This is a genomic window from Streptomyces sp. NPDC058459 (assembly GCF_042721685.1).
In the GTDB taxonomy this organism is placed as follows: domain Bacteria; phylum Actinomycetota; class Actinomycetes; order Streptomycetales; family Streptomycetaceae; genus Streptomyces.
In genome coordinates, this window is the sequence record NZ_JBHXLV010000085.1 from 1 (window position 1) to 25,552 (window position 25,552).

Annotated in this window: 23 protein-coding genes and 6 pseudogenes; 16 read left to right on the plus strand and 13 right to left on the minus strand. The window is 70.8% G+C overall.

Annotation, left to right across the window (positions count from 1 at the left end; translation table 11 throughout):
* Positions 1-477: pseudogene (locus ACFWN1_RS17580) on the plus strand (IS5/IS1182 family transposase); the annotation flags it as partial.
* A gap of 1 nt (position 478) precedes the next feature.
* Here the strand turns inward: ACFWN1_RS17580 and ACFWN1_RS17585 are convergent.
* The 4 genes and pseudogenes from ACFWN1_RS17585 to ACFWN1_RS17600 form a co-directional block, all read right to left on the minus strand.
* Positions 479-598: pseudogene (locus ACFWN1_RS17585) on the minus strand (IS5/IS1182 family transposase); the annotation flags it as partial.
* A gap of 307 nt (positions 599-905) precedes the next feature.
* On the minus strand, positions 906-2,771 hold the full coding sequence (locus ACFWN1_RS17590; RefSeq protein WP_384362779.1) for an ATP-binding protein: 1,866 nt from the start codon (positions 2,769-2,771) through the stop codon (positions 906-908).
* Positions 2,768-3,466 (minus strand): response regulator transcription factor, encoded by a 699-nt coding sequence (locus tag ACFWN1_RS17595; RefSeq protein ID WP_384362781.1) that lies wholly within the window; start codon positions 3,464-3,466, stop codon positions 2,768-2,770. Before ACFWN1_RS17595 ends, ACFWN1_RS17590 begins: the two co-directional genes overlap by 4 nt.
* A gap of 30 nt (positions 3,467-3,496) precedes the next feature.
* Positions 3,497-4,204 carry a L,D-transpeptidase family protein gene (locus ACFWN1_RS17600; protein ID WP_384362783.1) on the minus strand — a complete coding sequence of 236 codons (708 nt, stop codon included), beginning with the start codon at positions 4,202-4,204 and terminating at the stop codon, positions 3,497-3,499.
* Positions 4,205-4,227: 23 nt separating this feature from the next.
* On the opposite strand from ACFWN1_RS17600, the pseudogene ACFWN1_RS17605 reads away from it, so the two are divergent.
* A pseudogene (locus ACFWN1_RS17605) lies at positions 4,228-4,671 on the plus strand (transposase); the annotation flags it as partial.
* A 254-nt stretch (positions 4,672-4,925) separates the two neighbouring features.
* Here ACFWN1_RS17605 and ACFWN1_RS17610 read toward each other — a convergent pair.
* Entirely contained in the window at positions 4,926-7,103 is a 2,178-nt protein-coding gene (locus ACFWN1_RS17610) for an ATP-binding protein (protein WP_384362785.1), read from the minus strand.
* Positions 7,096-7,857 (minus strand): response regulator transcription factor, encoded by a 762-nt coding sequence (locus tag ACFWN1_RS17615; RefSeq protein WP_384362787.1) that lies wholly within the window; start codon positions 7,855-7,857, stop codon positions 7,096-7,098. Before ACFWN1_RS17615 ends, ACFWN1_RS17610 begins: the two co-directional genes overlap by 8 nt.
* A gap of 113 nt (positions 7,858-7,970) precedes the next feature.
* Between ACFWN1_RS17615 and ACFWN1_RS17620 the strand changes: the two genes are divergently transcribed.
* From ACFWN1_RS17620 to ACFWN1_RS17640, 5 genes are all read left to right on the plus strand, one after another.
* The gene (locus ACFWN1_RS17620; protein ID WP_384362789.1) at positions 7,971-8,687 is read left to right on the plus strand and encodes a hypothetical protein; all 717 of its coding nucleotides are present in this window, start codon (positions 7,971-7,973) and stop codon (positions 8,685-8,687) included.
* Between the two features lie 61 nt (positions 8,688-8,748).
* The gene (locus ACFWN1_RS17625; RefSeq protein WP_384362791.1) at positions 8,749-9,810 is read left to right on the plus strand and encodes a hypothetical protein; all 1,062 of its coding nucleotides are present in this window, start codon (positions 8,749-8,751) and stop codon (positions 9,808-9,810) included.
* A complete protein-coding gene (locus ACFWN1_RS17630) occupies positions 9,807-10,553 on the plus strand; it encodes an ABC transporter ATP-binding protein (protein ID WP_384362793.1) in 747 nt (248 codons plus the stop codon). The genes ACFWN1_RS17625 and ACFWN1_RS17630 overlap by 4 nt, the downstream gene beginning before the upstream one ends.
* Positions 10,550-11,815 (plus strand): ABC transporter permease, encoded by a 1,266-nt coding sequence (locus ACFWN1_RS17635; RefSeq protein WP_384362795.1) that lies wholly within the window; start codon positions 10,550-10,552, stop codon positions 11,813-11,815. Before ACFWN1_RS17630 ends, ACFWN1_RS17635 begins: the two co-directional genes overlap by 4 nt.
* A 407-nt stretch (positions 11,816-12,222) precedes the next feature.
* Positions 12,223-15,075, plus strand: a complete 2,853-nt coding sequence (locus ACFWN1_RS17640; protein ID WP_384362797.1) for a BTAD domain-containing putative transcriptional regulator — start codon at positions 12,223-12,225, stop codon at positions 15,073-15,075.
* A gap of 41 nt (positions 15,076-15,116) precedes the next feature.
* On the opposite strand, the gene ACFWN1_RS17645 is transcribed toward ACFWN1_RS17640, so the two are convergent.
* Positions 15,117-15,287, minus strand: coding sequence for a hypothetical protein (locus ACFWN1_RS17645; RefSeq protein WP_384362799.1), 171 nt, complete (start codon positions 15,285-15,287; stop codon positions 15,117-15,119).
* 277 nt (positions 15,288-15,564) lie between these two features.
* On the opposite strand from ACFWN1_RS17645, the gene ACFWN1_RS17650 reads away from it, so the two are divergent.
* Positions 15,565-16,563, plus strand: a complete 999-nt coding sequence (locus ACFWN1_RS17650; RefSeq protein WP_384362801.1) for a DUF5954 family protein — start codon at positions 15,565-15,567, stop codon at positions 16,561-16,563.
* A 651-nt stretch (positions 16,564-17,214) separates the two neighbouring features.
* On the opposite strand, the gene ACFWN1_RS17655 is transcribed toward ACFWN1_RS17650, so the two are convergent.
* On the minus strand, positions 17,215-17,418 hold the full coding sequence (locus ACFWN1_RS17655; RefSeq protein WP_384362803.1) for a cold-shock protein: 204 nt from the start codon (positions 17,416-17,418) through the stop codon (positions 17,215-17,217).
* A 900-nt stretch (positions 17,419-18,318) separates the two neighbouring features.
* On the opposite strand from ACFWN1_RS17655, the gene ACFWN1_RS17660 reads away from it, so the two are divergent.
* From ACFWN1_RS17660 to ACFWN1_RS17685, 6 genes and pseudogenes are all read left to right on the plus strand, one after another.
* Complete coding sequence (locus ACFWN1_RS17660; RefSeq protein ID WP_384362805.1) at positions 18,319-18,621, plus strand: hypothetical protein; 303 nt, start codon at positions 18,319-18,321, stop codon at positions 18,619-18,621.
* Between the two features lie 31 nt (positions 18,622-18,652).
* A complete protein-coding gene (locus tag ACFWN1_RS17665) occupies positions 18,653-19,132 on the plus strand; it encodes a GNAT family N-acetyltransferase (protein ID WP_384362807.1) in 480 nt (159 codons plus the stop codon).
* Between the two features lie 189 nt (positions 19,133-19,321).
* A complete protein-coding gene (locus ACFWN1_RS17670) occupies positions 19,322-19,954 on the plus strand; it encodes an MBL fold metallo-hydrolase (protein ID WP_384362809.1) in 633 nt (210 codons plus the stop codon).
* A gap of 69 nt (positions 19,955-20,023) precedes the next feature.
* Positions 20,024-20,229 (plus strand): annotated as a pseudogene (locus tag ACFWN1_RS17675) (IS701 family transposase); the annotation flags it as partial.
* A gap of 2 nt (positions 20,230-20,231) precedes the next feature.
* The gene (locus ACFWN1_RS17680) at positions 20,232-20,408 is read left to right on the plus strand and encodes a hypothetical protein (protein WP_384362822.1); all 177 of its coding nucleotides are present in this window, start codon (positions 20,232-20,234) and stop codon (positions 20,406-20,408) included.
* Between the two features lie 319 nt (positions 20,409-20,727).
* Positions 20,728-21,228, plus strand: coding sequence for a DUF2690 domain-containing protein (locus ACFWN1_RS17685; protein ID WP_384362811.1), 501 nt, complete (start codon positions 20,728-20,730; stop codon positions 21,226-21,228).
* A 56-nt stretch (positions 21,229-21,284) separates the two neighbouring features.
* On the opposite strand, the gene ACFWN1_RS17690 is transcribed toward ACFWN1_RS17685, so the two are convergent.
* Together ACFWN1_RS17690 and ACFWN1_RS17695 are read right to left on the minus strand one after the other, a co-directional pair.
* Positions 21,285-21,785: a DUF2690 domain-containing protein gene (locus ACFWN1_RS17690; RefSeq protein WP_384362818.1), complete on the minus strand. Its 501-nt coding sequence runs from the start codon at positions 21,783-21,785 to the stop codon at positions 21,285-21,287.
* A gap of 171 nt (positions 21,786-21,956) precedes the next feature.
* Positions 21,957-22,166, minus strand: a pseudogene (locus tag ACFWN1_RS17695) (helix-turn-helix domain-containing protein); the annotation flags it as partial.
* 420 nt (positions 22,167-22,586) lie between these two features.
* Here ACFWN1_RS17695 and ACFWN1_RS17700 point away from each other — a divergent pair.
* Positions 22,587-22,790 (plus strand): annotated as a pseudogene (locus ACFWN1_RS17700) (TetR family transcriptional regulator); the annotation flags it as partial.
* 60 nt (positions 22,791-22,850) lie between these two features.
* Here ACFWN1_RS17700 and ACFWN1_RS17705 read toward each other — a convergent pair.
* The gene (locus ACFWN1_RS17705; protein ID WP_384362812.1) at positions 22,851-23,540 is read right to left on the minus strand and encodes a DsbA family protein; all 690 of its coding nucleotides are present in this window, start codon (positions 23,538-23,540) and stop codon (positions 22,851-22,853) included.
* 64 nt (positions 23,541-23,604) lie between these two features.
* Positions 23,605-23,994 (minus strand): nuclear transport factor 2 family protein, encoded by a 390-nt coding sequence (locus tag ACFWN1_RS17710; protein ID WP_384362814.1) that lies wholly within the window; start codon positions 23,992-23,994, stop codon positions 23,605-23,607.
* 95 nt (positions 23,995-24,089) lie between these two features.
* On the opposite strand from ACFWN1_RS17710, the gene ACFWN1_RS17715 reads away from it, so the two are divergent.
* Positions 24,090-24,812, plus strand: coding sequence for a TetR/AcrR family transcriptional regulator (locus ACFWN1_RS17715; protein ID WP_384362816.1), 723 nt, complete (start codon positions 24,090-24,092; stop codon positions 24,810-24,812).
* 632 nt (positions 24,813-25,444) lie between these two features.
* Here ACFWN1_RS17715 and ACFWN1_RS17720 read toward each other — a convergent pair.
* Positions 25,445-25,552: GlsB/YeaQ/YmgE family stress response membrane protein (locus ACFWN1_RS17720; RefSeq protein WP_384362820.1), on the minus strand; the 108-nt coding region annotated here is incomplete at its 5' end.

Genomic DNA, 25,552 nt, shown 5'->3' on the forward strand with positions numbered 1-25,552 from the left:
GAGGTTGCCCTGCGACCGGTGGGTGTTCAGCGCGGTGGCCGGTGGCGGCTGCCGCTGGAGGACCGGGTGCTGCTAGTGGCGACGTACTGGCGCACGAAGTCACGTGGCGGCAGGTGACGACAACCGTTGTACGGGGTCTCGAAGCCGGCGACCGGCCGCGTGCTCGACCACCTCGCACCTCCGCCGGCCATCTCAGTCGTCCGGTGGCGGCGATCGGCCTGCCGTTTCCCGGCAGCCGCAACGACGGCGGGGCGTTCACCGAGTCCGACGAGGCCAGACGTATCTCAGCCCCAGCATGAGGCGGAGGACGCCGTCCACCGCCGGGCGCGAGCACGGGTCGAGCACGCCCTGTCACGGCTGAAGAACGGGAAGAGCCTGCGAACTTTCCTGGTTGAATCGGCAACTCATTCACCTGGGCGGGACATACGCCGTCGCCATCGGACCTCACTGGGCGGTGTCCGGCTCTGGAGTTCTTGAGCCTGTCGAACCCGGTAGGTCTGCCGCCCGTGCTGCCTTTGCGCCGCCGGTTGGCCCGCTGCTCCTTCGGCCCCGGGATCGCGTGCTTGGTCCGGCGTCTTTGCAGGTAGCGGCGGTTGAGGTGGTCGCCGACCACATGCGCACCGGCCTCGTGTGACCGACGCCCTGGCCGCAGCAGTCCGCACCGCCGCGGTAGTCGCGCGGCATCGGTCATGCACAAGTCGCGGATTGCCGGGGCGGGTCCGGCGTGGGCGGCGAGACGGGTGGCGTGGGGGAAGCCGCCCGTCACCCGGACCACGCGCGGGCGCTGAGACTGCCCACAAGCTGATCAGTGCTGCCGGCCGCCGAGGTGTGGAGGACCACCACACGGAACTACGGGGGCGGAGCGCCGTCTGCTGACCGATGCTGACCGCGGGCCGCACGCCGTCTCAGCTGACGTCGCCCGCAGCCCCGGCGGCGGGCAGCCGCAGGGTGAACACGGCGCCCCTGCCCGGTTCGCTCGCGGCCTCGGCGGTCCCGTCATGGGCGGCCGCCAGGTGGCGCACGATCGGTAGGCCGAGTCCGCTGCCCCCGGTGCGGCGGCTGCGGGACTTCTCCGCCCGCCAGAACCGCTCGAAGACGTGCGGGAGATCGTCGGGGCCGATGCCCTTGCCGGTGTCAGTGACGGTGAACACGGCGTGGTCCCCGTCGCGGCGGGCGGCCAGGGTCACCGTGCCGTCGGCGGGAGTGTGCCGGATCGCGTTGGAGACCAGGTTGCCGAGCGCCTGACGCATCCGCACCGGGTCGGCGTTGAGCCAGACCGTCGCGTCGATGTCGGTCCGCAGGGCGACCCCGGCCGTGTCGGCGGCCACCCGGTGGGCGGCTGCAACCTGGTCGCACAGATCGGCGGCGCGTACCGGTTCCCGGTGCATGCGCAGGGTTCCGGCATCGGCGGCCGCCAGATCCTGGAGGTCGTCGATGATCCGCTGGAGTAGCAGTGCCTCCTCGTGCAGCGAGGCCAACAGTGCCGTGTCGGGGGCGACCACGCCGTCCCGGGTGACCTCCAGCCAGCCCCGGATGTTGGTGAGCGGGCTGCGCAGTTCGTGGGCGATGTCACTGATCATCGCCCTGCGCTGCTCCTCCAGGCGCTCCCGGCGCTCAGTGAGGTCGTTGAACGCCTCAGCCAGCAGACCGGTCTCGTCGCGGGTCCGCACAGGCGCACGCACGTGCAGTTCGGGCGGCTGGCGCACGGCGACGGTGAGCGCGCGCAGAGGCCGGACGAGCCGGGTGGCGACGACGGCGGAGACGGCGATGGTGAAGGCGAGGACCAGTCCGGCCGCGCCGACGATCTTCACTTTGTTGCCGCGGGACATGTCGAACCGGGGCGTGGCCTGGTCGCCGAGACCGAGGAAAAGTTCGGCGGCCGGCGCGACGTACGATTCGAGCTGGGTGCGGCGGGCGGCGGTGACGCAGTTCTTCGCGATCTGGTCGGTCCGCGCCTGGTCCCTCCTGGCGTTCTCCGAGGTGACGAGGAAGCCGCCGGTGACCGGGTTGCGTCCGGTCTGCTCAAGGGTCAGGTAGAGCTGTCCACTGAGGTCCAGGTCCTTGGCCTGTAGACAGGGGCGAACCAGGTCCGTCAGCGTGGCGAGGGCCTTCGCCTCGGTCTGGGTGACGCCCAGGTAGCCCTTCCTCATCGCCATGAGGGGGTCGTCGAGGCCGCTGCAGCTGACCGTGCGGTAGCTGGAGGCGTCCGTGCCGTCCTCGTCGAGGAGGTAGGCACGCCCGCTCGGGGTGTGGGCGACGGTGGTCCGGATACCAGAGGTGCGGTAGCAGTACTGTTCCTTCTCCGCCACCACGTCCAGGACCCGGCGTTCCCTCGCGGTCAGCCGGTAGGGGCCGACCGCGCGCGGGTCGATGCCGCTGAGTTGGGCGCCGGACTCGGTGTAGGTGTCGGTGTGTAGCGGGTCGATGGCCGCGGCCGGCCGGGGTGGCAGCGCGGTGCCGCGGGGCGCCGAGTCGGCGATCAGGGTGAGGTCGGCTGTGGTCAGCGCGATCCTGCGGCCGGTCCGCGCGGCCAGCGCGCGGACGGTCTGCCGCACCCTGCTCCAATCGGAGTGGTCCGCCGCGTACCCGCTGAGCTGGGCGAGGATCTGGTTGTCGGCCGCGAGGTCCTGGCCCTGCTCCTCCTCCAGCGCGCTGGTCGTGGTGGTCACCGCGAGCCAGGCGGTGGCGGCCACCGAACACACGGCGATCAGCACCGAGGCGAGCAGCAGCCGGACCAGCAGCCGTTTGCGCCACGGTATCCGGGCCGTCACAGCCGGCCGCCACTCAGCTTGTAGCCGACGCCGAACACGGTCATGAGCCGCAACGGCCGCCGCGGGTCCGCCTCGATCTTGCGGCGCAGGTTCATCACGTGGACATCGACGGCCCGTTCGGTGGAGGACCGGTAGAAACCCTGGGTGCACTGGAGTAGTTGGCGCCTGGTGAAGACCCGGTCGGGTTCCCCGGCCATGGCAAGCAGGATCTGGAACTCGGCCGGGGTCACCTCCACCGGCACGCCGTCGCAGCGTACCTCGTGCCGTACCGGGTCGACGCTGATCCCGGCGGCGACCACCACCGGTTCCTCCCGCACCGCGGCGGTGCGCCCGCTGCGCCGCAGGACCGTGCGGATCCTGGCCATCAGCTCACGCGGACTGTATGGCTTGGTCATGTAGTCGTCGGCGCCCAGTTCCAGGCCGAGCAGCACGTCGCCCTCCTCGGACCGGGCGGTGAGCATCAGCACCGGGATCTCCGGGTCGGCGCCGCGCAGCGCCCGGCAGACGCCGAAGCCGTCGATGACGGGGAGCATCAGGTCAAGGACGACCAGGCCGGGTTCGAGCCGCCGGGCCGCGTCCAGCGCGGCGGCCCCGTCGTGGACCACGGTCGCGGTATGGCCCTCCGCCAGCAGGGAGCGCCGGATCAGCTCGGCCTGCATCTCATCGTCCTCGGCAACCAGCACATGCGCGCACACAGGTTCGGATCCTAGGCGAAGTTCCGGTGGCTACCGGGCGAGCCAACCGGCGTATCCCATGACGACGACCGGGTGCCGCGCCGGGTCCAGGGTGCGTAGCAGTTGCTTCATGTGCGCCTTGGCGACACTGACGCAGCCGTGCGTCGGGCCGCCGTGGTCGACGTGCAGCCAGATGCCGCCGCCGCGTCCCGCGCCCATCGGACGGGTCCAGTCGAGGGGCGAAGTGCCGACCTGGCGGTTGTAGTTGACGGCGACGACGTAATCGAAGGAGCCTTCCAGCGACTCGCCCTCGAAGCCGGTGCCCGGCGAGCGGAAGCCGTGGGACTGGTGGTACGGCAGCCTGCTCCCTGGATCGCCGAGCAGGCCTCCGGCGTCGGTGAGCCCATACATGCCGACGGGTGAGCGCAGGTCCCCTGCGACGTGGTGTTCGCTCCAGCCGTACCTGGCGTTGTGCGCGGGCCATGTCGGGCCGGGCTCCCAGACGCTGTCGTCGCGTTCGTACAGGACGACACTGGAGATGGGCGAGTCTTTGCCGCGTCCCTGGACGAGCACGACCTGCTCGGCGCGCTCAGGTATCGCGGCCGCGGTGTGCGGCCCCAGCCCCGGTATGCCAGCCGGCCGCGGGGTACCGCTCTCGGGTTTGGGGACAGCGGATGTCCGCGCCTCGGTGCCGTCCCCGCAGCCCGCGAGCAAGAGGGGGGAGGCAAGGAGGGCGACAGCTACTCTGCGATGGATCATGGGACTGACTCTGGCCGACGAATATGAGCAACTCGTCAGCTTCGGCCGTCCCGTTCAGGGGCGCGGGATGTTCTCGGCACACCGGCCTGCCGCAACGGCTTGCCCTTCTTGTGGAGCCGTGCGGGGAACAGGACCTGAGGTCCTTCCCTGACAGCCCTTCCACCAGCCTCACGAAATCGGCGCTGTGGCCGTGTCCGGGGCCGACCGCGGCACCGATCGACCCCCAGTCGGTGAGGGGCGCCGACAGCGTCTTGAAGACCACCAGCTGGTTCGACGCGGGCACGAAGACCGGGGGCCGCAAGCAGTTCATCGTCACCGACACACGCGGCCTGCTCCTGGCCGTGCACCTCGTCGCGGCCAGTGTCCAGGACCGCGCCGGCTGGAGGCGGCCACTGCTGTGGGCCCGCCTGGACCATCCGACCATGCTCAAGTCCTGGGCGGACCGGGGCTTTGCCGGCCGCCTTGTCCGGTGGGCTGCCGACACCTGCGACGCGAGGTGGACGTGGTCCGCGAACAGCCCGGCCGACGCGGCTTCCACGTCCAGCCCAAGCGGTGGGCGGTCGAGCGGACCTCAGCCCGGATCATATGCGCCGCCGCACGGCCGCCAGGACGGTCAGCGCGTGGTCCACCCCTTGCGGGCCTCTCCAGCCCGGTCCAGGTCCCGTCGGCGGTTCGATGCCGACCACGCCGATGACCGTGCTGCCGATCCCCGTAAGGGGGCTCACGCGATGGGCCGGCCGGACACCGGGCCGGGCCGCTGGGGCAGTTGTACGGTGAACGCCGACCCCTCGCCCGGCACGCTGACCGCCGTCAGCGTGCCCCCGTGGGCCTCGGCCAGCCGCCGCACGATGGCCAGACCGAGCCCGCTTCCCCCGCTGCGCCGGTCGCGGGACTTCTCCGCCCGCCAGAACCGGTCGAAGACGTGCGGCAGTTCGTCCGCCGGAATGCCGACCCCCGTGTCCGCCACCGTGATGACCACGTATCCGGAGCCGGACGCCCGCTGCGCGGCGGGCACGGCCCGGCCGCCGGTCCGTACCTCGGCCATGCCGCCGACCGTGTCCTCGCCGCCCGTGCCCTCGGCCCCCGTACCCCCAGCGCTCCGGCCCCCGCCGTTCGCGACGGCGGCCGAGGCCGACAGTGTGACCGTGCCGCCCGGCGGGGTGTGCCGGATGGCGTTGGTCGCGAGGTTGTCCACCATCTGCCGCAGCCGCACGGGGTCCGCCACGACCAGCAGGTCCGGATCGGCCGTCACCCGCACGGCCACCTCCGCCGTCCGCGCCGCCACCCGGTTCGCCAGCGCCGCCGCCGTCAGCAGCTCCGCCACCCGGACCGGCTCCGGGGTCAGCCGCAGCGCCCCCGCCTCCGCGTCCGACAGATCCCGCAGATCGTCGATGATGTGCTGGAGCTGGAGCGCCTGGCTCAGCAGCGAGGTCACCAGCGCGGCGTCGGGCCGGGCGATGCCGTCCTCCACAGCCTCCAGCCAGCCCCGGATGTTGCTCACCGGGGTGCGCAGCTCGTGCGCCACGTCGTCGGTCATGTCCCGGCGCGCGTGCTCCAGCTGTTCGCGCCGCAGCGACATCGAGTTGAACGCGGCCGAAAGCCGCGCGATCTCGTCGCCGCCCCGCACCGGCACCCGCGCGGACAGCTCGCCCTCCTCCATGCGCAGCGCGGCGCCGGTCAGCCGCCGCAGCGGGCGGACCAGCCCGATCCCGGCCAGCGTGGTCACCGTCACCGTCACCAGGACCACCGCCGCCGCCCACCCTGAGACGCGCAGCCGGTTGGCGGGGGACAGGTCGAAGAACGTCGTCGCGGTACGGGCGGGGCTGCCGACGTACAACAGCGCCGCCGGTGCCACATAGGGCGCGAGCTGCTGGGTACGGCTCGTCGCCAGGCAGGAGGCGACGACGTCGGCCGACGGCACCGTCCGCGTCCGGGGGCGCCACAGCCCGTCCACGGTGAGATCCACTCGCCCCGCACGACGCCGGTCCAGACAGGTGTCGACCAGGGAGTTCAGCGCCGTCAGCGCCTGCTGCTCGGCGGGCGGCGGGCGGCGCAGCGAACTCAGCCCGCATACGCCCCGGTCGGCGGTGACCGGCACTTCGGAGCCGACCGGAACCACCCTGGGGCGCCCGCTGGGCGTCTCCCGGACCCGCAGGTCGGTGCCGAGGGCCGGGCGCAGACAAGTGGCGATCCGGGTCGCCGCCACCCGCAACCGCTTGCGCTGCGGCACGGACAGCGCGAACGGGCCCACCGCGCGCGGATCGATGCGGTCCGTCCCCGCGGCCGGCGCGGCCCCGGCGGGCTGCCGTGCCTCCGGCGAGCGCCCCGGCTCCTGGTCGGCGGGAGCGGTCCGCGGCTCCTGCTGCCAGGCCGGCGGCGCGTCCGCGTCGCGGACCAGCTCGGTGTCGACCGCCAGCGGGTCCACCAGGGCGGTAGCCCGCTGCGGGGGCCGGAAGGTGCCCGACCCCGAATCCGCCAGCGGCAGACCATCCTTGCCGAGCAGCACGACCCGGTGCCCGGTGTCGTGCGCCAGCCGCCGTACGGAAGGGCCGACGCCGTCCCAGCCGGAGTGCGTCGCCGCGTACCCGAGGAGGCTGTCGTAGATCCGCGCGTCCTCCGCGAGCGCCTGCCCGCGTTCCTGGCCGAGCACCACGGCGGTGGCGTGCACCACGACCCAGGCGGTGGCGTAGATCGAACACACCGAGACCAGGGCGGACACGGCGAGCAGCCGGACCAGCAGACTCCTCCGCAGCGGCACCGCTCCGGCCCGTGCCCTGCCACCGCGGCCCGCCCCGAGAGTCCGGCGCCCGGTCCCGTCCCGGCCGCCACCGACGACGCGGCGGGTGAACGGGCCGCGCCGCCCGCTGCTGCGGGTGCCGTCACCGGCGAGCTCAGCCATGCCCGCCCGCCGCCCGGTCGTCGACGAGCTTGTAGCCGACCCCGTAGACGGTCACCAGCGGCATGCTCCGGCCGCCCTCCTCGTCCGCGTCCCTGATCTTCCGGCGCAGGTTCATGACGTGCACGTCCACGGTCCTCACAGTGATGAAGGGATCGGCGCCGTGCAGCCGTTCCAGGATCTGCGCGCGGGACAGCACCTGGCCGGGATGCTCGGCCAGCAGCTCCAGCAGGCGGAACTCCCCCCGCGTGCAGGCGATCGGGCGGTCGTACGCCCACGCCTCGTGCCGCGCGCGGTCGAGCGCGATCACGCCCGCCCGCCGCGGGGGACCGGGCGGCGGGGCGCCGCCGGAAGCGCCGGGCGCTGACGACGCCGGCCCGCCCCGTCCGCCACGTCGCAGAAGTGAACGGATGCGTGCCATGAGTTCCCGTGGGCTGAACGGCTTGGTCATGTAGTCGTCGGCGCCGAGGTCGAGCCCGAGCAGCAGATCGTCCTCCGAGGACCGCGCTGTCAGCAGCAGCACCGGCAGATGCGCGAGCCGGCCGTCCGCGCGGACGATGCGGCACACGTCGAGCCCGTCGACGCGCGGCATCATCACGTCGAGGACCAGCAGGTCGGGCGGGGTGCCGCGGACCGACTCCAGAGCGGAACGCCCGTCGTGGACCACGTCGACCGTGTGGCCCTCGTTCTCCAGGTACCGGCGGACCAGCTCGGCCTGGTCGGCGTCGTCCTCCGCGACCACTACATGTGCGCACATGTGCTCGATTGTAGGGAGGTGAAAGCGGCCTCTCCGGGCCCGGGGGCGCGGAACCACCAGAAGGACAACAGTTCCTGACATTGCTCTGACATCACGGCTCCAGGCTGCCTGTCATGCGTCAGAACCTCCTCTTCCTGTCCGGCGGCCTGCCCGCCAGTCCGCCCGCCGACTGTGGCCGCACAACCCGCCCCGCTTCCCGTACTTCACGGACGCGAACAATCGCCGCCGCCCTCGGCGCCGTCGCCGTCCTCGCCCTCACCGCCTGCGGCGGCAGCGGGGAGGGCGTCCGCAGCGAGGGCCGGGACGCGGTGGACACGCTGGCGTCCTCGAGTCCGGGCGCCGGTACGGCCACCCCCGCCACCCCCGCCGGCAACGGCTCCCCGGGCTCGAAGGACGCCGAGCGTCCCCAGCTGCGGCTGGACACCTCCGAGCAGGAGCAGGACCGCCTCTGGGACGCCTACTGGGCCTGCCTCCAGTCCCACGGCGTACCCATGAACACCAAGCGTGTCGCCGGGAGCGGCCGGCAGGCCCCGCCACTCGACCAGGACTCGGTCAAGCCCCGGTACCGGCCCGCCTACGACACCTGCCAGATCAAGATGCCGCTGCAGCCACCGGAGTACGACGAGGACAAGAACCCGCACTTCGCCGACGACATCCGGGCGGCGGTCAAGTGCATGAGGCACCGGGGCATGAAGGTCCACGTGCCCAGCGGCTCCGACATGGAGGGCCTGTGGTGGGCGTACGACGAGGACCAGACCGGCGCGCCGGCGGAAGAGCCGGCGCAGCGGGCCGAGAAGGAGTGCAGGCTGGAGGCGTTCGGTGGCAAGTAGCAGCCCCTCGCCCCGGCGCCGCCCCCGTAGAAGCCGCCTCCACCTCGCCGTCGCTGTCCTCGTGACGGCCACCGCTCTCGGCGCGGTCTACGGCGCGGACGCCCTGGCGGCCCACGGCGACCGGCAGCGGCCCGGTCCGGTGGCCGAACCCTCCGTGCAGACGGTCCGGGTCCGGCGCACCGACCTGTCCGACTCCCAGACCGTCCCCGCCACCCTCGGCTTCGGCGGCCGGACCACCGTCAAGGGCCCGGCCCAGGGCATCGTCACCGCGCTTCCCGGCGTCGGCGCGACCGCACGGCGCGGCCGGACCCTCTACCGGGTGGACGATCGACCCGTCACCGTCTTCTACGGCGACACCCCGTTCTTCCGGCCGCTCGACAAGCCGGGCCCCACCGGGCATGACGTCACCGTCCTCGCCGACAACCTGCGGGCCCTCGGCTACGAACTCGGCCCTGGCAGCCCGCCCGCAGCCCGGACCGGGCCGGACACCGGTACGAAGCTCACCGCCGGGGTGCTCGCCGCCCTTGAGCGCTGGCAGCACGACACCGGACTCCCGGCCACCGGCCGGCTCGATCCCGGCCATGCCCTGGTGCTGCCCGGACCCGCGCGCGTCGACTCCGTCGGGGCCCGGCTCGGCGACTCGGCCGCCGAGGAGGTGCTCCAGCTGACCTCGTTGCAGAAGACGGTGACCGCCAAACTCGACCTGGACAGCGCCCGCCCGGTCCGCAAGGGCGGCGCGGTCGAGATCATCCTGCCCGACGACCGGCACATCAAGGGCCGGGTGACCTCCGTCGGCACGACCGTCCAGGGCGGCACCGGCTCCGACGACACCCAGGACGCCGGCGCGCCGCCCTCCGTCACGGTGACCGTGGTCCCCGTGCGCGAGGACGATGTCGCCGCCATCGACGCGGCATCCGTCCAGGTCGTCTTCGCCGACGAGGTCCGCCGGCACGTCCTCGTCGTCCCGGTAGGCGCGCTGCTGGCACTCAGCGAAGGCGGCTACGCGCTCCAACGGCCCGACGGCCGCCTGGTCGGAGTGAAGACCGGGCTCATCGCGCGTGGGCTCGTCGAGGTGACCGGTGACGGGGTAAGCGAGGGCGACACCGTGGTGACCGCCGGATGAGCGTCTCACCCCAACGCACCGCGCTGCCCACGGCCGGGGACACCGCGCCCGCCGTACTCACCGCCGAGCATGTCAGCAAGGTCTACGCCGGAGGCGTCACCGCGCTCGAAGCGGTCTCCCTGACCATCCGGGCCGGTGAACTGCTCGCCATCGTCGGGCGCTCCGGCTCCGGGAAATCCACCCTCCTCAACATCATGGGCACCCTGGACCGGCCGAGCGACGGCACCGTGCGGATCGCCGGACACGACGCGGCACGCCTGTCCGACCGGCGGCTGTCCGCCCTGCGCGGCCGGTGGCTGGGTTTCGTGTTCCAGCAGTTCCACCTCGCGGACGGGCTGAGCGCCGAGGAGAACGTGGCGACCGGCCTGCTCTACGCGGGAGTCCCGCGCCGACGGCGCCGCCCGATGGCGCTGGAGGCGCTCGACCGCGTCGGTCTCGCCCACCGCACCCGGCACCTCCCGCACCAACTGTCCGGCGGCGAACGTCAGCGGGTGGCCATCGCCCGCGCCCTCGTCAACAACCCGGCGCTGGTGCTCGCAGACGAGCCCACCGGCGCCCTCGACACCGCGAACGGACACTCTGTGCTCGACCTCCTGACCCGGCTCAACGCCGAGGGCACCACCATCGCCGTCATCACCCACGACCGCGACATCGCCGCGAGTCTGCCGCGCCGCGTGGAGATGAGCGACGGACGCGTGGTCGCCGACACGGTCACCGCCCAGCTCTCCGGCGGTGCCCGGTGAACCGTCGCCGCACACGGACCCGCACCGCCTCCCCGCGCCGAGCCCACCGTCCCGCACCCGAAGACCCGTCCCGCCCGGTCCGGCTCGCCGTGCCGGATGTGCTCCGGCTCGGTCTGCTCGGCCTGCGCACCCGCCGCACGCGTGCCGTGCTGTCCGCCCTCGGCATCTCCATCGGTGTGGTCACCCTCGTCCTGGTCACCGGCATCCCCGCCTCCAGCGGACGGGCCCTGGACGAACGGCTGGCCAGGCTCGGCACCAACCTCCTGCGCGTCCAGCCCGAACCCGACCAGAAACCCCCGGTGCTACTGCCCGACGGAGTGACCGCCATGGCCGAACGCATCCGGCCCGTCATGGCGGCCAGCGCCGTCGGCAACACCCACGCCGTCGTCAGCCGCTCCGACCGCACCGATCCTGCCGACCCGCTCGGCCTGACCGTCCTGGCGAGCCAGGACGACCTGCTGCCGGTACTGAACGGCCGGGTCCGCTCAGGCCGGTTCCTCGACCGCACCACCGACCGGCTGCCCACCGTCGTCCTCGGCTACGTGGCGGCGGCCCGGCTCGGCGTCCCGCGCGTGCCCCGCTCCCCGCGCGCTCCGCAGGTCTTCATCGGCGAGACCTGGTTCAGCGTCGTCGGCGTCCTCGACCCGCTGCCCCTCGCCCAGGACATCGACCGCTCCATTCTGGTCGGCGTCCCCGCCGCGCGGCGCTGGCTCGGCTTCGACGGACACCCCACCGTGCTGTACGTCCGGGCGCACGAGGAAGCCGTCGAGGCGGTCGGCGCCGTGCTTCCGGCCACCGTGTACCCGCTCACCCCCGGCCTGGTCCGGGTGAGCCGCCCCTCGGACGCGCTGACCGCCAAACGCGCCGCCAACGGCACCTTCTCCCAGCTGTTCCTCGGCCTGGCCGGGGTCGCGCTCCTGGTCGGCGGCATCGGCATCGCCAACACCATGTACATCTCCGTCCTCGAACGGCGCGGCGAGATCGGTCTGCGCCGCGCCCTGGGCGCCCATCGCGGCCAGATCCGCGGCCAGTTCATGGCGGAGTCGGTGGTGCTGTCGCTCGCGGGCGGCCTGGCCGGTACGGCGATCGGACTGGCGGCCTGCGCAGGCTACGCCACCTACCAGGGCTGGCCGCCGGTCGTCCCGGCCGCCACCGTCGCCGGCGGAACCGGCGGCACCCTGCTGATCGGTGTCCTCGCTGGAATGTACCCCTCGATCCGGGCCGCCCGGCTGTCCCCGACGGAAGCACTGGGCGCGGCTTGAACGGCATGGCCCGCGCGCGGACCTGCGGGAACACGGACAGGTGATGCTCGTGTGACATGTGACATGCGACATGCGACATGCGACATGTGAGGTCTGGTCGGAGTCGCCCCGGCTGACCGGGACCTTACGGAGGGCGAAGGCCAGGCCCGACATGCTGAGCAGCAGTCCGGGCACGAACACGGCGGACGGCAGGCGGGGGCGGCTGAAGCCTTCCGACCTGCCTGCCGAGGGACGTCGCCCACACCGCTTCCAGCGTCCCCGACAGTACGAGCACCATCCGTCCCAGGGAGAATTCCCACGCGCCGTCCCGTCGTCGCGTGCCGGAGCCTGGCCGGATTTCGGATTGGCCGGGCGGCCGAGGGGGCCAAGACTTGGAGAGGGCCGCTTCGGGGGAAAACGGGGATGTAGTGACGATCCAGTTCGGCATGCTCGGAGAGATCCAGGCGCACGCGGGCGGGACGGCGGTGGATCTCGGGCCCGCCCGGCAGCGCTGCGTGCTGGCGGCGCTGTTGACGGACGTCAACCGCGCGGTGCCCGCAGACGGCCTGGTCAGTCGGGTGTGGGGCGCTCACCCGTCGTCGGGGGCCAAGTCGACGTTGTACAGCTATCTGTCCCGGCTGCGGCAGACACTCGGCTCCGTGGCGGACGCATCGTCCTCGGGCGCCGCCATCGAACGACGTCCTGGTGGATACGCGCTGCTCACCGACCCGGACCTGGTGGACCTCCACCTCTTCCGCGATCTGGTCGGCCGGGCGAGGGCCGCTGAGGACGGACGTGCGGCAGCCCTGTTCGAGCAGGCGTCGGCGCTGTGGCGGGGTGAGCCCTTCGCCACGCTGGACACGCCGTGGTGCAACTCCCTACGGGAGTCGCTGCTGGAGGAGCGGCACGCCTGTCTGCTGGACCGAAACGACGTGCTGCTGCGCCAGGGCCACCATGCGGCACTGCTGTCCGAGCTGGCCTCCTGCCTCGACAGGCACCCGCTGGACGAGCGCTTGGCCGTCCAGTACATGCTCGCGCTCTACCGGAGCGGCCGCACCGCCGACGCCCTACGCTGCTTCGACCGGATCCGCCGCGCCCTGGCCGAGGAGCTGGGCAGCGACCCGGGCCCCGAGCTGCGGCGACGACACCAGCAGGTCCTCACGAATGACCCGTCGATCGCTGCGCCGTCCGACGCGCCCGCCTCGGCACCGGCAGCCGGTGCCGTCGCCGCCTCCGGCATCGCCTCGTCACGGGACCGCACCCTGCCGCGCCAACTGCCCTCCTCGGGGCTGTTCGTCGGACGCGGCGCCGAACTGGCCGAACTGGACAAGGCACTGGGCGCCGCGTGCCGGCCCGGCGGGTCCGCAGCGGTGTGCGTCATCAGCGGCAGCGGCGGCGTCGGTAAGACCTCGCTGGCTGTGCACTGGGCCCACGGCGCCATGGACCGGTTCCGCGACGGTCAGCTCTACGTGGACCTCCGGGGTTCCAGCCCCTCGGGAGAACCCCTGACACCCGCCACCGCGGTACGGGGATTCCTGGACGCCCTCGGCGTGGACCCCGGCTCGATCCCGGCGGACCAGCAGGCCCTGACCGGGCTGTACCGCACCCTCGTCGCCGACCGACGCATGCTCGTCGTCCTGGACAACGCCAGAGACGTTGACCAGGTGACCGCCCTGCTGCCGGGCGGAGCCGGCTGCGCGGTGCTCGTCACCAGCCGCCGTCGGCTGACCGGGCTCGCCGTCACCCACGGCGCGCACCTGCTGCCGCTGGACGTGCTCACGCCGCGCGAATCCCGGGACCTGCTCGGCCGTCACCTGGGCGAGGGGCGCCTGGCCGCCTATCCCGCAGCCGTCACAGCGGTACTGGAGCACTGCGCGGGCCTGCCGCTGGCAATCAGCATCGCCGGGGCCCGCGCCGCCGTCGGCAGCGGTTCCGCGCTCGCGGCGCTCGCCGAGGAACTCCAGGACCAGTCGGCGCGGCTGGACGCCCTGGACGCGGGCGATCTGTCGACCAACGTCCGTGCGGTGTGCCGCGTGTCGTACCGCGACCTGACCGATCAGGCTGCGGAGGCCTTCCGTCTCTTCGGCGCCGCGGGACCGGCCCCCGAGATCGGTCTGACGGCCGCCGCCGGGCTGCTGGGGCGCCCACCGGCCGCGGCTCGGGTGACGCTCCGGGAACTGGAGACAGTCCACCTGGTGCAGCAGCCGGCTCCCAACCGGTACAGCATGCATGACCTGGTCCGTCTGTACGCCGCGGAGCGAGCTGTCGAGGACCAGGCGCGGGAGTCACGCGAATATGCGCTGCGGCGTCTGGTGGACTACTACCTGCACACCGGATACGCCTGCGACTTGATCCTCAGTCCGTTCGAGCACCACGCCCTGACACTCAAACCGCCTCTGGACGGCGTAACACTCGAGCTTCCCGCCGACCAGTCGGCCGCCATGTCCTGGTTCCGTGCCGAGCACGCCGGTCTGCTCGCCGCGCAGCGCGTGGCTGGCCTCCACGGGTGGGACCGCCTGGTCTGGCAACTGGCCCGGGTCGTGGACGGCTTCCTGTGGCGGCGGGGACGGCTCCACGAGCACCTGGCCCTGTGGCGTACGGGACTCGCCGCGGCCGAGTGCCTCGGCGAAGACACCGCCCTTGCCTGGGCCCACCGCCGCCTGGCCCACGCCTGCGCCCGAGCGGGCCGCCACGACCGCGCGGTCCACCACGCCGATCGCGCCCTGGCCGCGGCGGAGAAGGCCATGGACGCCACCGAGCAGGCACGCATCCACGACGTCATCGCATGGTCATGGGCGAGGCAGGGCGATGACCGGGAGGCCCTGGCACACGTCCGGCACACCCTGAGGCTACAGCGCCAGGGCGGCGACCCGTTGGCGCAGGCGAACGCCCTCAACTCCGTCGGCTGGTACGAGGCACGGCTCGGCGAGTACCGGCAGGCTCTCGCCCATTGTGAGGAGGGCCTGGAGATCCACCGCCGCCACGGTTTCCGTGACGGTGAGGCGTGCACCCTGGACAGTCTCGGCTTCATCGCGCACGCAGCGGGCCAACACGATGAAGCTCTCGCCCACTACGAGCGCGCCGGCGTCCTCTTCCACGACCTCGGCAACCTCTACGAGGAGGCGAATACCCTCGCCAACCTCGGTGACGTCCACCTGGCGCTCGGTCAGCCCGACCGGGCCCGGGACCAGTGGAGGCGGGCGGCCGACCTCTTCCGCGTGCAGCACCGTACGAAGGAGGCCGGCATCCTTGAGGACAAGTCGGCTTCAACGACCGGCTGACGACCCGGCCGAATGTCGTCGACGCAGACCGGGCACCTGGATCACACCACCCGACCGCCATAGCCGCAGAACCCGCCCTTGCCCGCGCAGTAGGCGTACGACTGCGACCCGTTGGCGTACTTCTTCTGACCGAAGGCGATCTCGCTGTCGTTGCACTCGGCCCAGGCGTAGAACTTCGTGCTCGGGGCGCCGGAGCCGCGACACGACAGCAATCTCCGCCGGCCGCCACGGCGTCAGCGGCATGGAGAGTCAGTCACCATCGGGTTGGCCGTCGCCAGTGGCCTGACGGCTCCTCTCCCTCTCAAGGGAAGGATTCGCCGCCCAGCTCGCCGATGTCACCTGCCGGCAGGAGGCGAATTCAGGGCGTGATCTGGTGAACCTGAGGTGCAAAGCCGGGGCTGCCGCCAGGATGGCGGCATGAGCCGAGAAGGTACGGAGCCGGATGGACGGCCCATGGCCGTACGGATGCCGGGTGGACCTGTGGAATCCGTGATCGAAGCCGACGCCGTCGACGCGGCGTTGCGGCACCGCGTTCTTGCTCTGCGAGGCCCACTCTTCGGCGTGACCGCTCAGAGCAAGCCTGGCGGGCGGCGGTGGCACGTGGTCATCGAAGTCACTCAAGGATGTCCGCAGGAGGCCCGAGACGCTCTGAACTCCCTGTTCTGGTTCCGTGCGAAGGACGACTGCCGGAACACGGCAGAGCGGCGCGAGCTGCTGGCAGCGGTGGCCCGGCTGGAGACGGAAGACGTCGACGAGCTCACCGTGCTCGACACCCGATACCGCCTGGTGAGAGCAGACGAGTACGCGTACATGGACGACCAGGGCAACATCGAGTCGCCCTGGCCCTCGGACCCCGAACCTCCCTCTCCCGACTGGAGCATGCGTGCCGCCTCCTCGGAGGTGGATGGCGGCTTGGTCCTGGACCCGGATGCACCCCTGTTGCCGGCGCGGACGGTCGAGCGACTGTCCATGCGGGGTCTGGCCTACAGTGGAGCCAGATTTCCCGATGACGTGCTGCGCGACTCGGGACAAGCGCTGCAGAGTCACCCCGACGTCCTGCTCCTGCCGGCCGCGTTCCGAATCGTCGAACGGTCCGGACAGGACCGCTGGATGCTGGGCAGCGCATTGCACGCCACCGCCCACGACGCCCGCCGCACACTGGACTTCTCGTTGACCTGGCGCGAACCACGGGAGAAGGGCCTGATCCCGCTCGAGTCCAAGGCCGACGCGCGCACGGGGGCCGCCGACCCCGACAACCCACGCGCCGCCGAGCTGGCGGTATACGCCCAGGCGGCCGACCGGCTCCGTACAGGATCGCTCAATGAGATCAAGGTCGACGGCACCACCTACCGGATCGCCCGCGCCCGGCGGTTGGTGCGTTGGGGTGTTGGCGGGCCAGAAGGCCCCCGTCCGTCCGATGTGAGCACCCACGCTCCTGAGGCCATCCATCCGCGTCTGGACGAGGACGGAAACGTTCACATCGGCTGAGGGCTGTCCCCCAAATGATCGCCCGCTGTCCTGCCCGGCGAGGGCGACGTTGTGCATCCGGGTCAGCTCACACCTGCGTCTGGATGCGGCGGATGGGGCACTCGTCAGGTGGGCGACGGCAGGCTGTGCGGGTGAGGACGAGCCGGCCCCGCCGGGCGCCAGGACGCGACCGACTTGTCGGATGAACACCGTCCGGTCGGGGTACCCCCACGACGTCCACACAGATCATGTCGTCGGAGGCGGCTGGGGACCGAGCACTGCGACAGCCCGAGAGGCGACAGATGACCCCGCACACGTACGAGGTGGCGCGGGGTCACCAATCCACCGCTCGTCCTGTCAGGAGCAGGGGTGTGTCACCGGGACTGTACGAGGCGTGGCTCGGGCGAAAGCGTCGGCGCTCCGCTCTTTCCCGACGCGCACTTCGGCGATGTTCCATCGCCTTCCGAGATGGGCTGAATCTGCAGCCGGACGCGCAGGGCCGAGTCGACGCGATCGCAGCGTGCCGTCTGTGGGAGGGGCCCATTGCCGGGCTCCTCCCACACCCTGGGTCGGGGGCGTGACAGCGGCTGCCCTTCCGTCCCTCTGGGAAGCGCCGAGACTGCGTGTGCCCGCCCGGCGAGTGTCGCGGGGCGGGCACAGTGCGGGCGCTGCTCAGGCGGTGGTGATGTTCTCCGCCTGGGGGCCCTTCTGGCCCTGGGTGACGTCGAAGGTCACCTTCTGGCCTTCCTGGAGCTCACGGAAGCCGTTGCTGTTGATGTTGGAGTAGTGAGCGAAGACATCGGGGCCTCCGCCGTCCTGCTCGATGAAGCCGAAGCCCTTTTCCGCGTTGAACCACTTGACGGTGCCGCTGGCCATTTCGTCCTCCTGAGGACTAGACGTCGGCTCCCGCACCGTGCGGGAACCGGAGGTGATCGCCCTGGTCCTCAGAGACTGTGAACAGCAGAATCGCCCGTGCAATCACTCACGGGCGACCGGTACTTCGGAACCATGACAGCTAAGCCTGACGGTACACCCACTGCGCCGACCTCACCACAGAACGCGGGCGACAGGCGACGCGATGTGGGGCCGTCCCCGTGCTTGCTGACCGTGGCGGTCCGCGAAAATGCCACTTCAGGTGACATTGCGCGGATCCTGCACATGATGGCCTCGCGCGTGCACACGGCCTTCGGCGTGTCAGGGCCAGTCCGCGGCACGGCTGGGTGCATCCGCCGACGTGGGAGCGGCGCGCTGCCTGCTCGTCGATCTGCCGTGAAGGGTGGCGGCCGCGGCATCGCCCGTCACCCCCGGCTGTGGGCCTCGAACTCGGTACGGCAGATTTACCAAGGTGCCACGGGCCGACCAGCCCAGCAGCGGCCCGACGAGAGAGCGAAGCCCGGAGATCTGCTCCACGTCATCTGCCCTGACGGACTACGGCCCGTCGGATGAGGGGGAAAGGGTCATGCCCAGTGCCCTGTTGATCTGAAGGTCCCGACGAGGCATGCGCGCGGTACTTCAGTGATCGCCCCCCCAAGGCCACCGGCGAACCCTGCAACGCCGCAGACCGTTGGGGGGAGCCCCCTGCGGGCGGCACGATCGTCGAGAAGACCGCCACCGACGACCTCGTCGGACGCCGCTCGGTCACCGACGTCCTGGCCAACGCCACCCCGTGGACCGCCACGGACCCACAAAAGCAGGCCATCCTCCACCCGGCACACCGGGCTCCAAGGGGAGGTTCTGTCCGCGTTCGTCGACGTCCTTGAAGGACATCTCGACCTCTTGCGGTGGCTGGACGACACCGCGGGAGTCGGAGCCCTGTCCCAGCGGTACGTGCGCATCGAACTCGCCGGCGTCCTCGACCTGGTCCGCAGCAGCGGCTACACGGCCGCCCAGCGTCACCAGCTCCTCGCCCGCGACCTCGACGCCACCCTGCTGCAACTCGCCGACCAGGTAACCGCCGTCCAGTCCATCCGCTGCCGCAACCTCCTGCGCCTGAATCCGCCGTTCAGCCGGCTCCCGGATGCGCGCACCGGACGGCGCCCCTGCGCTGACCACCGTCGACAGGGCACTATCTGCTCATGACCTCCGTGCCAACCGCCCCGACGCCCCGGCCGTGATAATCCTGACGCCCTCCATAGCCGCCGCGCGCTACGACCACCCGGACGCCCGCCGCCTGACCCAGGCCCTCCGCGCTGAACAGCTCGGCCTGTACGGCTTCGCCGACGACCCGGACACCACCCCCGTGGCGGACTTCGACCCGCCCAAGCTGTTCCTCATCGCCCACATCGATGAAGAGGCGGTCGGGTGCGGGGGAGTACGCCTCCTCGACGAGCACACCGCTGAGATCAAACGCATGTACGTCTCCCGTGAAGCCCGCGGCCACGGAATCGGCCGGTACCTGCTCCAACATCTCGAACGGCACGCTGCCAGCCGCGGCGCAACGCAGATCGTGCTGGAGACCGGGCGGCGCAACACCGCCGCCCTCACTCTCTACCGCCGGGCTGGTTACCTCCCCTGCGCCTCCTACGTCGCCGGACGCGATCCCCGAGTCAACCGGGCCATGACCAAGCCCCTCGGCAGCAGCTCACCGTGACTGCTGGAGGCCCCCCGCCACATCCCACACAGAACGCATAATGCAGCTCAAACCGCCCCTCCGACCCGCCAGCCTGACCTCTCGGCGAACGCCCCAGGTCGGCAAGCACTCGGCACGCCAGAAAACCTCCCTCCGAGCGTGAAAAGCAGGGACCGCGCAGATCCCCGCGAGGCGGCGCAGACTTAAGGTATGAATCTCACCAAAAGGGGACATGCCTGCGTACGACTGGAGAAGGACGGCGGCGTCCTCGTCATCGACCCGGGTTTGTGGAGCGAGGAGGACGCGGCGGCCGACGCGGACGTCATCCTGGTCACACACGAGCACTTCGACCACTTCGACGAGGAGCGACTGCGGGTCGGACTGGAGGCGAACCCGGCGGCCGGGCTATGGGCGCCGGCGGCCGTCGCCGACCAGGTCGCCGCCGCCTTCCCCAATCGGGTGCACCCTGTCGGTCACGGCGATGCCCTCACACTCGCTGGATTCGACGTCCAGGTACATGGCGCGTGGCACGCGGTGATCCACTCGGACATCCCGCGGATCACCAACGTCGGCTATCTGCTGGACGGTTCGGTCTTCCATCCGGGCGACGCGCTGACCGTACCGGACCGATCAGTGGACACGCTGCTGCTGCCCGTACAGGCGCCCTGGAACAAGATCGCCGAGGTCATCGAGTACGTACGCGAGGTGGGGCCCCGGCGTTCCGTCGACGTGCACGATGGGCTGCTCACTGACCGGTCAAGGCCCGTGTACGACACATGGGTCGGCGATCTCGGCGGCGCGGAGCACCTGCGGCTGTCGCCGGGGGAGAGCATCGACGCTTAGTACTGCAACGGTCTTAGGCGTGACGGGTGGGCAGGTGGGTCGTTGGCCAGGTCGGTCGTTGGGCTGGTTATGGGTGGAGACCTCGGTGATGGGGGAAGTGGGCGGCGGGTCTGGGTGAGGTGCATGAGCGTTTCACGCACCGGTTTGCCAGGTCGGAGCAGCGTGAGTCAGCACTGGCGTACATGCGGGGCCTGACAGCCTCGCTGGAACCGAAGAACGGCTGGACGCTGGCCGAGGAAGCCGGCCACGCGGCTCCCGACCGCTTGCACTCCATGTCATGGCCACCACCCGCCACGACACAGTCGTCACCCGCTGGGCCGTCGACCACCACGTCCACGACCTCTTCCCCGGCCTGCCACGGCACTGGCGCCGCAGACGACAGTTCCAAGCCCGGATCAGCCACTACAACGACGCGGCCACCCACCACCAGGAACTGCCCACCCGTCACGCCTAAGACCGTCGCAGTATCAACTGCCTTGGACGCCCCGCCTCGTGAAAGCGCGAGGCTGGCCCCGAGTTGCGCCACCCAGGCCCCCGGCCGCCGCCCCACTCGCGCGGATCAGCGGACAACGCCGTCTCCCGAATCTGGGTGGCCGGCTTCGCAGCCGCTGCGGTGACACCACGGCGGTCGCGATCTTGCAGCACCCACTGGGACCGCATCAGGCATGTTCGGATTTTGTCGTACAGACATTGACCTGCCTACTTCGGTCGTCGGTCGGCTGGCATCGTCATGCACGCACCCTCATCGAGGCTGGATCCTGAAAGGAAAGGTCATGATCAAAAGCATGGTGGCTGTGGGCGCTGCCGCTGTACTCGGCGCCTTCAGCCTGACTGTCACGCCGGCTGCCGCCGCCGGCGATCCACCGCCGTCATACAACTGCGGTGCAGGTCAGAATGGTTGGGGTTGCCAGGGCAAGGACCCCAGAACCACGGGTTGTGACCGCGACGGCGTCCTCGCGGCCAGCAAGGCGGTGTACGACCACTACAACGGACGCTACCTGGGCACCATCAACAACTGGTACTCACCCCGCTGCGGCACCAACTGGGCCCAGGCGGTCAGCGTACTGCCGGGGTACGGCTGGGCCCTCGACATCAACAACGGCCAGACGGCCTATCAGTATCCGGACCACGCCATCGGTTGGAGTGCCACACCGGCCTGGACCGACATGGTGTTCGGGGCCAACACCTGGACCGCCGCCGACCTCAACATCTACTTCGGGCCGCCCGCCTCACCGACCTGGCGGGGTGCGGACGCCGCCGTCACCACTGCCTGAACGTTTCCTGGCGGCCGCAACGGCGGTCGCCAGGAAGCACTTCTACAGAAGCACTTCTACTCAGGCAAAGCGCACCTGGTCGTGCCGCTGCCGGTCAGCGTGCCCTCCGGAAGCACACTCAAGGAACCTTTTTGAGGCCGGGGAGCGGACACACTGCCTTTCACTCGGAGACATCCCTTGTCGGCTCGTAACATGTTGCCATAGACAAATAGACCAAGGTACGGCGTTTCATACCGCAGACGCTTGCCGTCAGAAGGGCGCGTCAGCTGAATGGACACCTCCGCACCAGGAAGCCGCTCCATCACCGGCGCAGCGTCGAATCGTGCCCACGCAGCACGGCATTCAGGCGAATAACGGAGCCGGACCTCGCCCAGCAGCAACCTGTGCGGCCCGTACACGTCGGACTTGGTGACCGTTCGTATAGAGCCGTCGTCACAGCCGGTGTCCTGCGGATCGGTGTCTTCCGTGATCTCTCTGTGGGCCGCAGTCTGCAGTCCAATCCTGTCCGCTTGCATAATGGCCGCGATGAGAGCAGTCACCATCACGACTATTGCCATACTGAGAATGTATACTCGCCGCCGCCCCTGTCGACTCGCTGGCTCGGTCGGCATTTCAATCGAATGCGGCGCATTGGGCGGGGTGTCAGGTGGCGTTGCTACAGTTCCCGCGGCAGTTTCCGACGCCGCCACCTTGTTCCAGTGCTCCGTCCACTGGCTGACGTCTCCACCCAACTCGGTAACCAGAGCACGCGTGACAGCGAGCGTAGGCAGTCGACGTCCCGCCATCGCATCGGAGATGGTACTGGCTGAGAAGTGCACTTTCGCCCCCAGCGTCCGCAGCGGTGGATTTCCCGCCGCGCGCCGTAGTGCGCGTAATTCCTCAGCGAAATTCTGTAACGCTCCGGGTCCCTTGTGCACGGGGTTCATCCGTCTGCCCATTGGCCCCCCTCAGTTGCTCGGTCAAGTGTGCCGCTTCGCCCGCTCGTGCACCAGATCTGCGTTTCCGCTCCATGCACGGCACTGCGGGTGTGACCGTTCGCGGTGGGCCGGCGGGTGTCCACGAGACATGCGGCAAGGTCTGTCCAGTGGTAGCCGCCGTCCAGACGCGCTCGCTGCCCGCCTTCCGCCCAGCGCCCTCCTCCGACGCCTCGACAGGTGTGGCGACACTGGGAGCCGTACTGCGTCGGACCCCCGATACGGTCCGACGCCGTGCGCACGACAGCCGACCAGCCGTCCTCGTATGCCGAAGACCCCGGCACGCGGCGCGCCGCTCTCGGCGTCAACGAGCTGTTTTCAACCTACGCAGTGATCAGGACAGTTGGGCCGAAAGGAGGGTGATTTTCACGGCAGGAGGCTTTTGGTCTGTTCGTCGACTTCCTTGTCGCCACTCACTGCTCAGCTGATCAGAACGCCGCCGACGCTGGCGACATCCGGTCCGGAACCCAGTCTTACGTGCTCATGCGCGGCATCGGCAACCTCTGCATCGGGCGCGGCAGCGACCCCCGTTACGACTCCCGACGACTGAGCGCGCTGCCCCTGGCGGGACTCCGCCGACCCAACTGATCGCGGACCGGCGCCCTGGTCACCGTGCGAGCCCATGGCAGCCAGGGCGTCCTTTCCGTCCTACGCCTCGGGCACCGCGCACGTGCCGTCCGGGGTGCACACCGCTCCTTCGGTGTCTTCTGTCTCGTGCTCGGCCCAGGCCGACTCCAGCGCGTCGCGAAGGGCGCTGACCGGCTGGGCGCCGGAGAGCGTTCCGCGGCTGTCGAAGACGAGGAACGGCACCCCTTGCGCACCCTGGGCGCCGGCCGCGCGTTCGTCCTCGCGGACGGCGTCGAGGTAGGCGTCGGGATCGTCGAGGACCCGGCGGGCCTGCTCTGCGTCGAGGCCGGCGCGGGCGGCCAGCGCCACGAGGGCGTCGTGCGTGAAGATGCTCTCGGCGCGCGCGAAGTTGGTCTCGAACAGCAGCTGGACGAGTCGCTGCTGGCGGCCCTGGGCCTTGGCCCAGTGCAGGAGCCGGTGGGCGTCCAGCGTGCTGCCGACCTGACGGTCGGTGCGGTAGTCCAGGCCCTCGCGGCGGGCGCGGACGGCGACCTGCTCGTCCATGGCCGGGCCCTGCGGGCCGAAGCGGCGCCGCAGGAACGAGGGAACCGGCTCGACATGGGTGCCGTCGTGTCCGGGGTCAAGCTCGAAGGAGCGGTGGACGACCTCGACCTGGTCACGGTGGGGGAAGTCGGCCAGGGCCTTTTCGAAGCGGGTGTCGGCGATGTAGCACCAGGGGCATATGACATCGCTCCAGATCTCGACACGCATGAGTGGAACTCTCCTTGTCCGGTGGGGGGTTGTGAGCGGGACAGCCGGCTTCGTCGACTCGGTGTCAGAACATGCCGTTGTCGTTGGCGGACAACTTCGGGACGTCCTGGATGACATCCCAGTGCTCGACGACCTTGCCGTTCTCCAGGCGGAAGAAGTCGGCGAGGGCGCGGCCGGGGTTGTCCGGGTTGCCGGGTTCTAGGTCCAGGTGGGAGTGGGTGGCCACCAGGTCGCCTTCCGCGATGACGCGCTTGATGCGGAGCCTCAGGTCCGGGTACTCGCCGCGCAGCCAGCGTACGAAACCGGTGAACGCCTCGGGGCCGTCCTGGGCGTCCGGGTTGTGCTGGACGTAGCGCGGGCCGAAGTGATCCGCGATCGCCTTCTCCGGGTCACCGCCGAAGGCGGTCTCGTAGTAGTCGACTACTACCCGCTTGTTGCGCTCCAGGTCGGTCATGTCGTGGCTCCCATCCGACGATCCTCAAACATGGTGTGACTACATAAATAAAGTAACACCATAATTATTCCGGGAGCCCGGTACGCTTGACCGCCATGAGTGCACACACGGTCGACTGGGCGGCGCTGCGCATGCCGGAGCCGGGGCAGGGCGCGGTCGCCGGACTGCGCGAGAGGCGTAAACGCAACACCCGCCGGCTGCTCGTCGGCACCGCCGTGGGGATGTTCCTGGAGAGCGGCTTCGACGCCGTGACCGTCGCCCGGATCGCCGAGGTGTGCGAGGTGTCGCCCACCACCGTGTTCAACTACTTCCCGACCAAGGAGTCCCTGGTCCTGGACCTGCCGCCCGAGCTGCTGGCCGCGCTCACCGCCGCGCTGAAGGAACACGGGCGCACTCCGACCGACGCCCTGCTGTCCGTCCTCGACGGCGAACTGGACAACCTGGTCCGCTGGCTCAGGGCCCAGCCGGACTACGCCCGCGCCGTCGACGCGGTTCAGCGCTTCGAGGCGATGATCCGGGACACCCCGGCCCTGCGCGCCCACCAGCGCCAGATGGTCGTCCGCATGGCGGACGCGACCTGCCGGACCCTGGCCGAGCGGGCCGGGCTGAGCGCGCACGACCCCGAACCGCAGATCGCCGCTTCCGCTCTGCTGGGCCTGTGGAACGTGCAGGTGGCCTCATCCCTCAGGCACCTGGACGCGCGCACGCCTCTGGAGCGGGTCCGCCGGGAGGTCGAGGCAGACGTACGCCGCGCCGCCGGCCTGCTCGACGCCGGCCTGTCGGACTTCGCCATGGCAGGCACCCCGAAGCACCCCTGAAGGCCGGAGCACCCCGGAGGAGAGGGCTGGGGCATCGGCCGGCCAGCCGTTTCCCCTAACGTGCCGTGCGCCACGTCCCGACTGAGTGGCCCCGAGCAGGGCCTGGGCACCCACGGGACGCAGCCAGGTGTCCACGGATCGGGGCCCCTACCCGGCGGCGGACAGCCTGGCCCGCACCGCCTTCGACCCCGGAACGCCGCCGGCCCTCGCCTCACTCTGGCCGAGTTCACCGCGCGGGTGACCGGAGTCCCGTGCGGTGCGGCCGAGAGGTATTCCGGAGAGGACCGTGCGTGCGCGTTTCCCGTTGACCAGACCTGGTGCGCCTGCCGCCGCGCGATGGCGTCGATCCGCTCGACCGCTCTCCCTGCTGGGGCACCACTCGGCGCCAGCCCGTCCCACTCACCGACATGTTCCAGTAGGCGATGCTGATACCGGCCGGGTAGCCCGTCACGACCATGGGAACAGCGTGACCGGGGTTCGTCGGGCACCGGGTGCAGGCGGCGCCGCGCCTTCGAGTGAGACGGAGCCGCCCTCTGTGCTCGCTCCAAGGAAGGAACGGCTCCTACACGGCGAACGGCTCCTCCCCGCAAGTGCGGGAGGAGCCGTCCGGTGTGCCGCGTTTCCGGGAACGCTCAGGCGCGTCGTCGGTTGCCCGTGATGACGCGGTAGAGGACCAGCAGGATGACGGAGCCGATGATGGCCGCGATCCAGGTGGAGAGGTCGAAGAAGCCGTCGATGGA

Excerpts from the sequence above, each read along its gene's own strand:
- ACFWN1_RS17600 (WP_384362783.1), bottom strand. The coding sequence starts at position 4,204 with ATGATCCATCGCAGAGTAGCTGTCGCCCTCCTTGCCTCCCCCCTCTTG.
- ACFWN1_RS17610 (WP_384362785.1), bottom strand. The coding sequence starts at position 7,103 with ATGGCTGAGCTCGCCGGTGACGGCACCCGCAGCAGCGGGCGGCGCGGC.
- ACFWN1_RS17615 (WP_384362787.1), bottom strand. The coding sequence starts at position 7,857 with ATGTGCGCACATGTAGTGGTCGCGGAGGACGACGCCGACCAGGCCGAG.
- ACFWN1_RS17620 (WP_384362789.1), top strand. The coding sequence starts at position 7,971 with ATGCGTCAGAACCTCCTCTTCCTGTCCGGCGGCCTGCCCGCCAGTCCG.
- ACFWN1_RS17630 (WP_384362793.1), top strand. The coding sequence starts at position 9,807 with ATGAGCGTCTCACCCCAACGCACCGCGCTGCCCACGGCCGGGGACACC.
- ACFWN1_RS17655 (WP_384362803.1), bottom strand. The coding sequence starts at position 17,418 with ATGGCCAGCGGCACCGTCAAGTGGTTCAACGCGGAAAAGGGCTTCGGC.
- ACFWN1_RS17670 (WP_384362809.1), top strand. The coding sequence starts at position 19,322 with ATGAATCTCACCAAAAGGGGACATGCCTGCGTACGACTGGAGAAGGAC.
- ACFWN1_RS17680 (WP_384362822.1), top strand. The coding sequence starts at position 20,232 with ATGGCCACCACCCGCCACGACACAGTCGTCACCCGCTGGGCCGTCGAC.
- ACFWN1_RS17685 (WP_384362811.1), top strand. The coding sequence starts at position 20,728 with ATGATCAAAAGCATGGTGGCTGTGGGCGCTGCCGCTGTACTCGGCGCC.
- ACFWN1_RS17690 (WP_384362818.1), bottom strand. The coding sequence starts at position 21,785 with ATGGCAATAGTCGTGATGGTGACTGCTCTCATCGCGGCCATTATGCAA.
- ACFWN1_RS17705 (WP_384362812.1), bottom strand. The coding sequence starts at position 23,540 with ATGCGTGTCGAGATCTGGAGCGATGTCATATGCCCCTGGTGCTACATC.
- ACFWN1_RS17710 (WP_384362814.1), bottom strand. The coding sequence starts at position 23,994 with ATGACCGACCTGGAGCGCAACAAGCGGGTAGTAGTCGACTACTACGAG.
- ACFWN1_RS17715 (WP_384362816.1), top strand. The coding sequence starts at position 24,090 with ATGAGTGCACACACGGTCGACTGGGCGGCGCTGCGCATGCCGGAGCCG.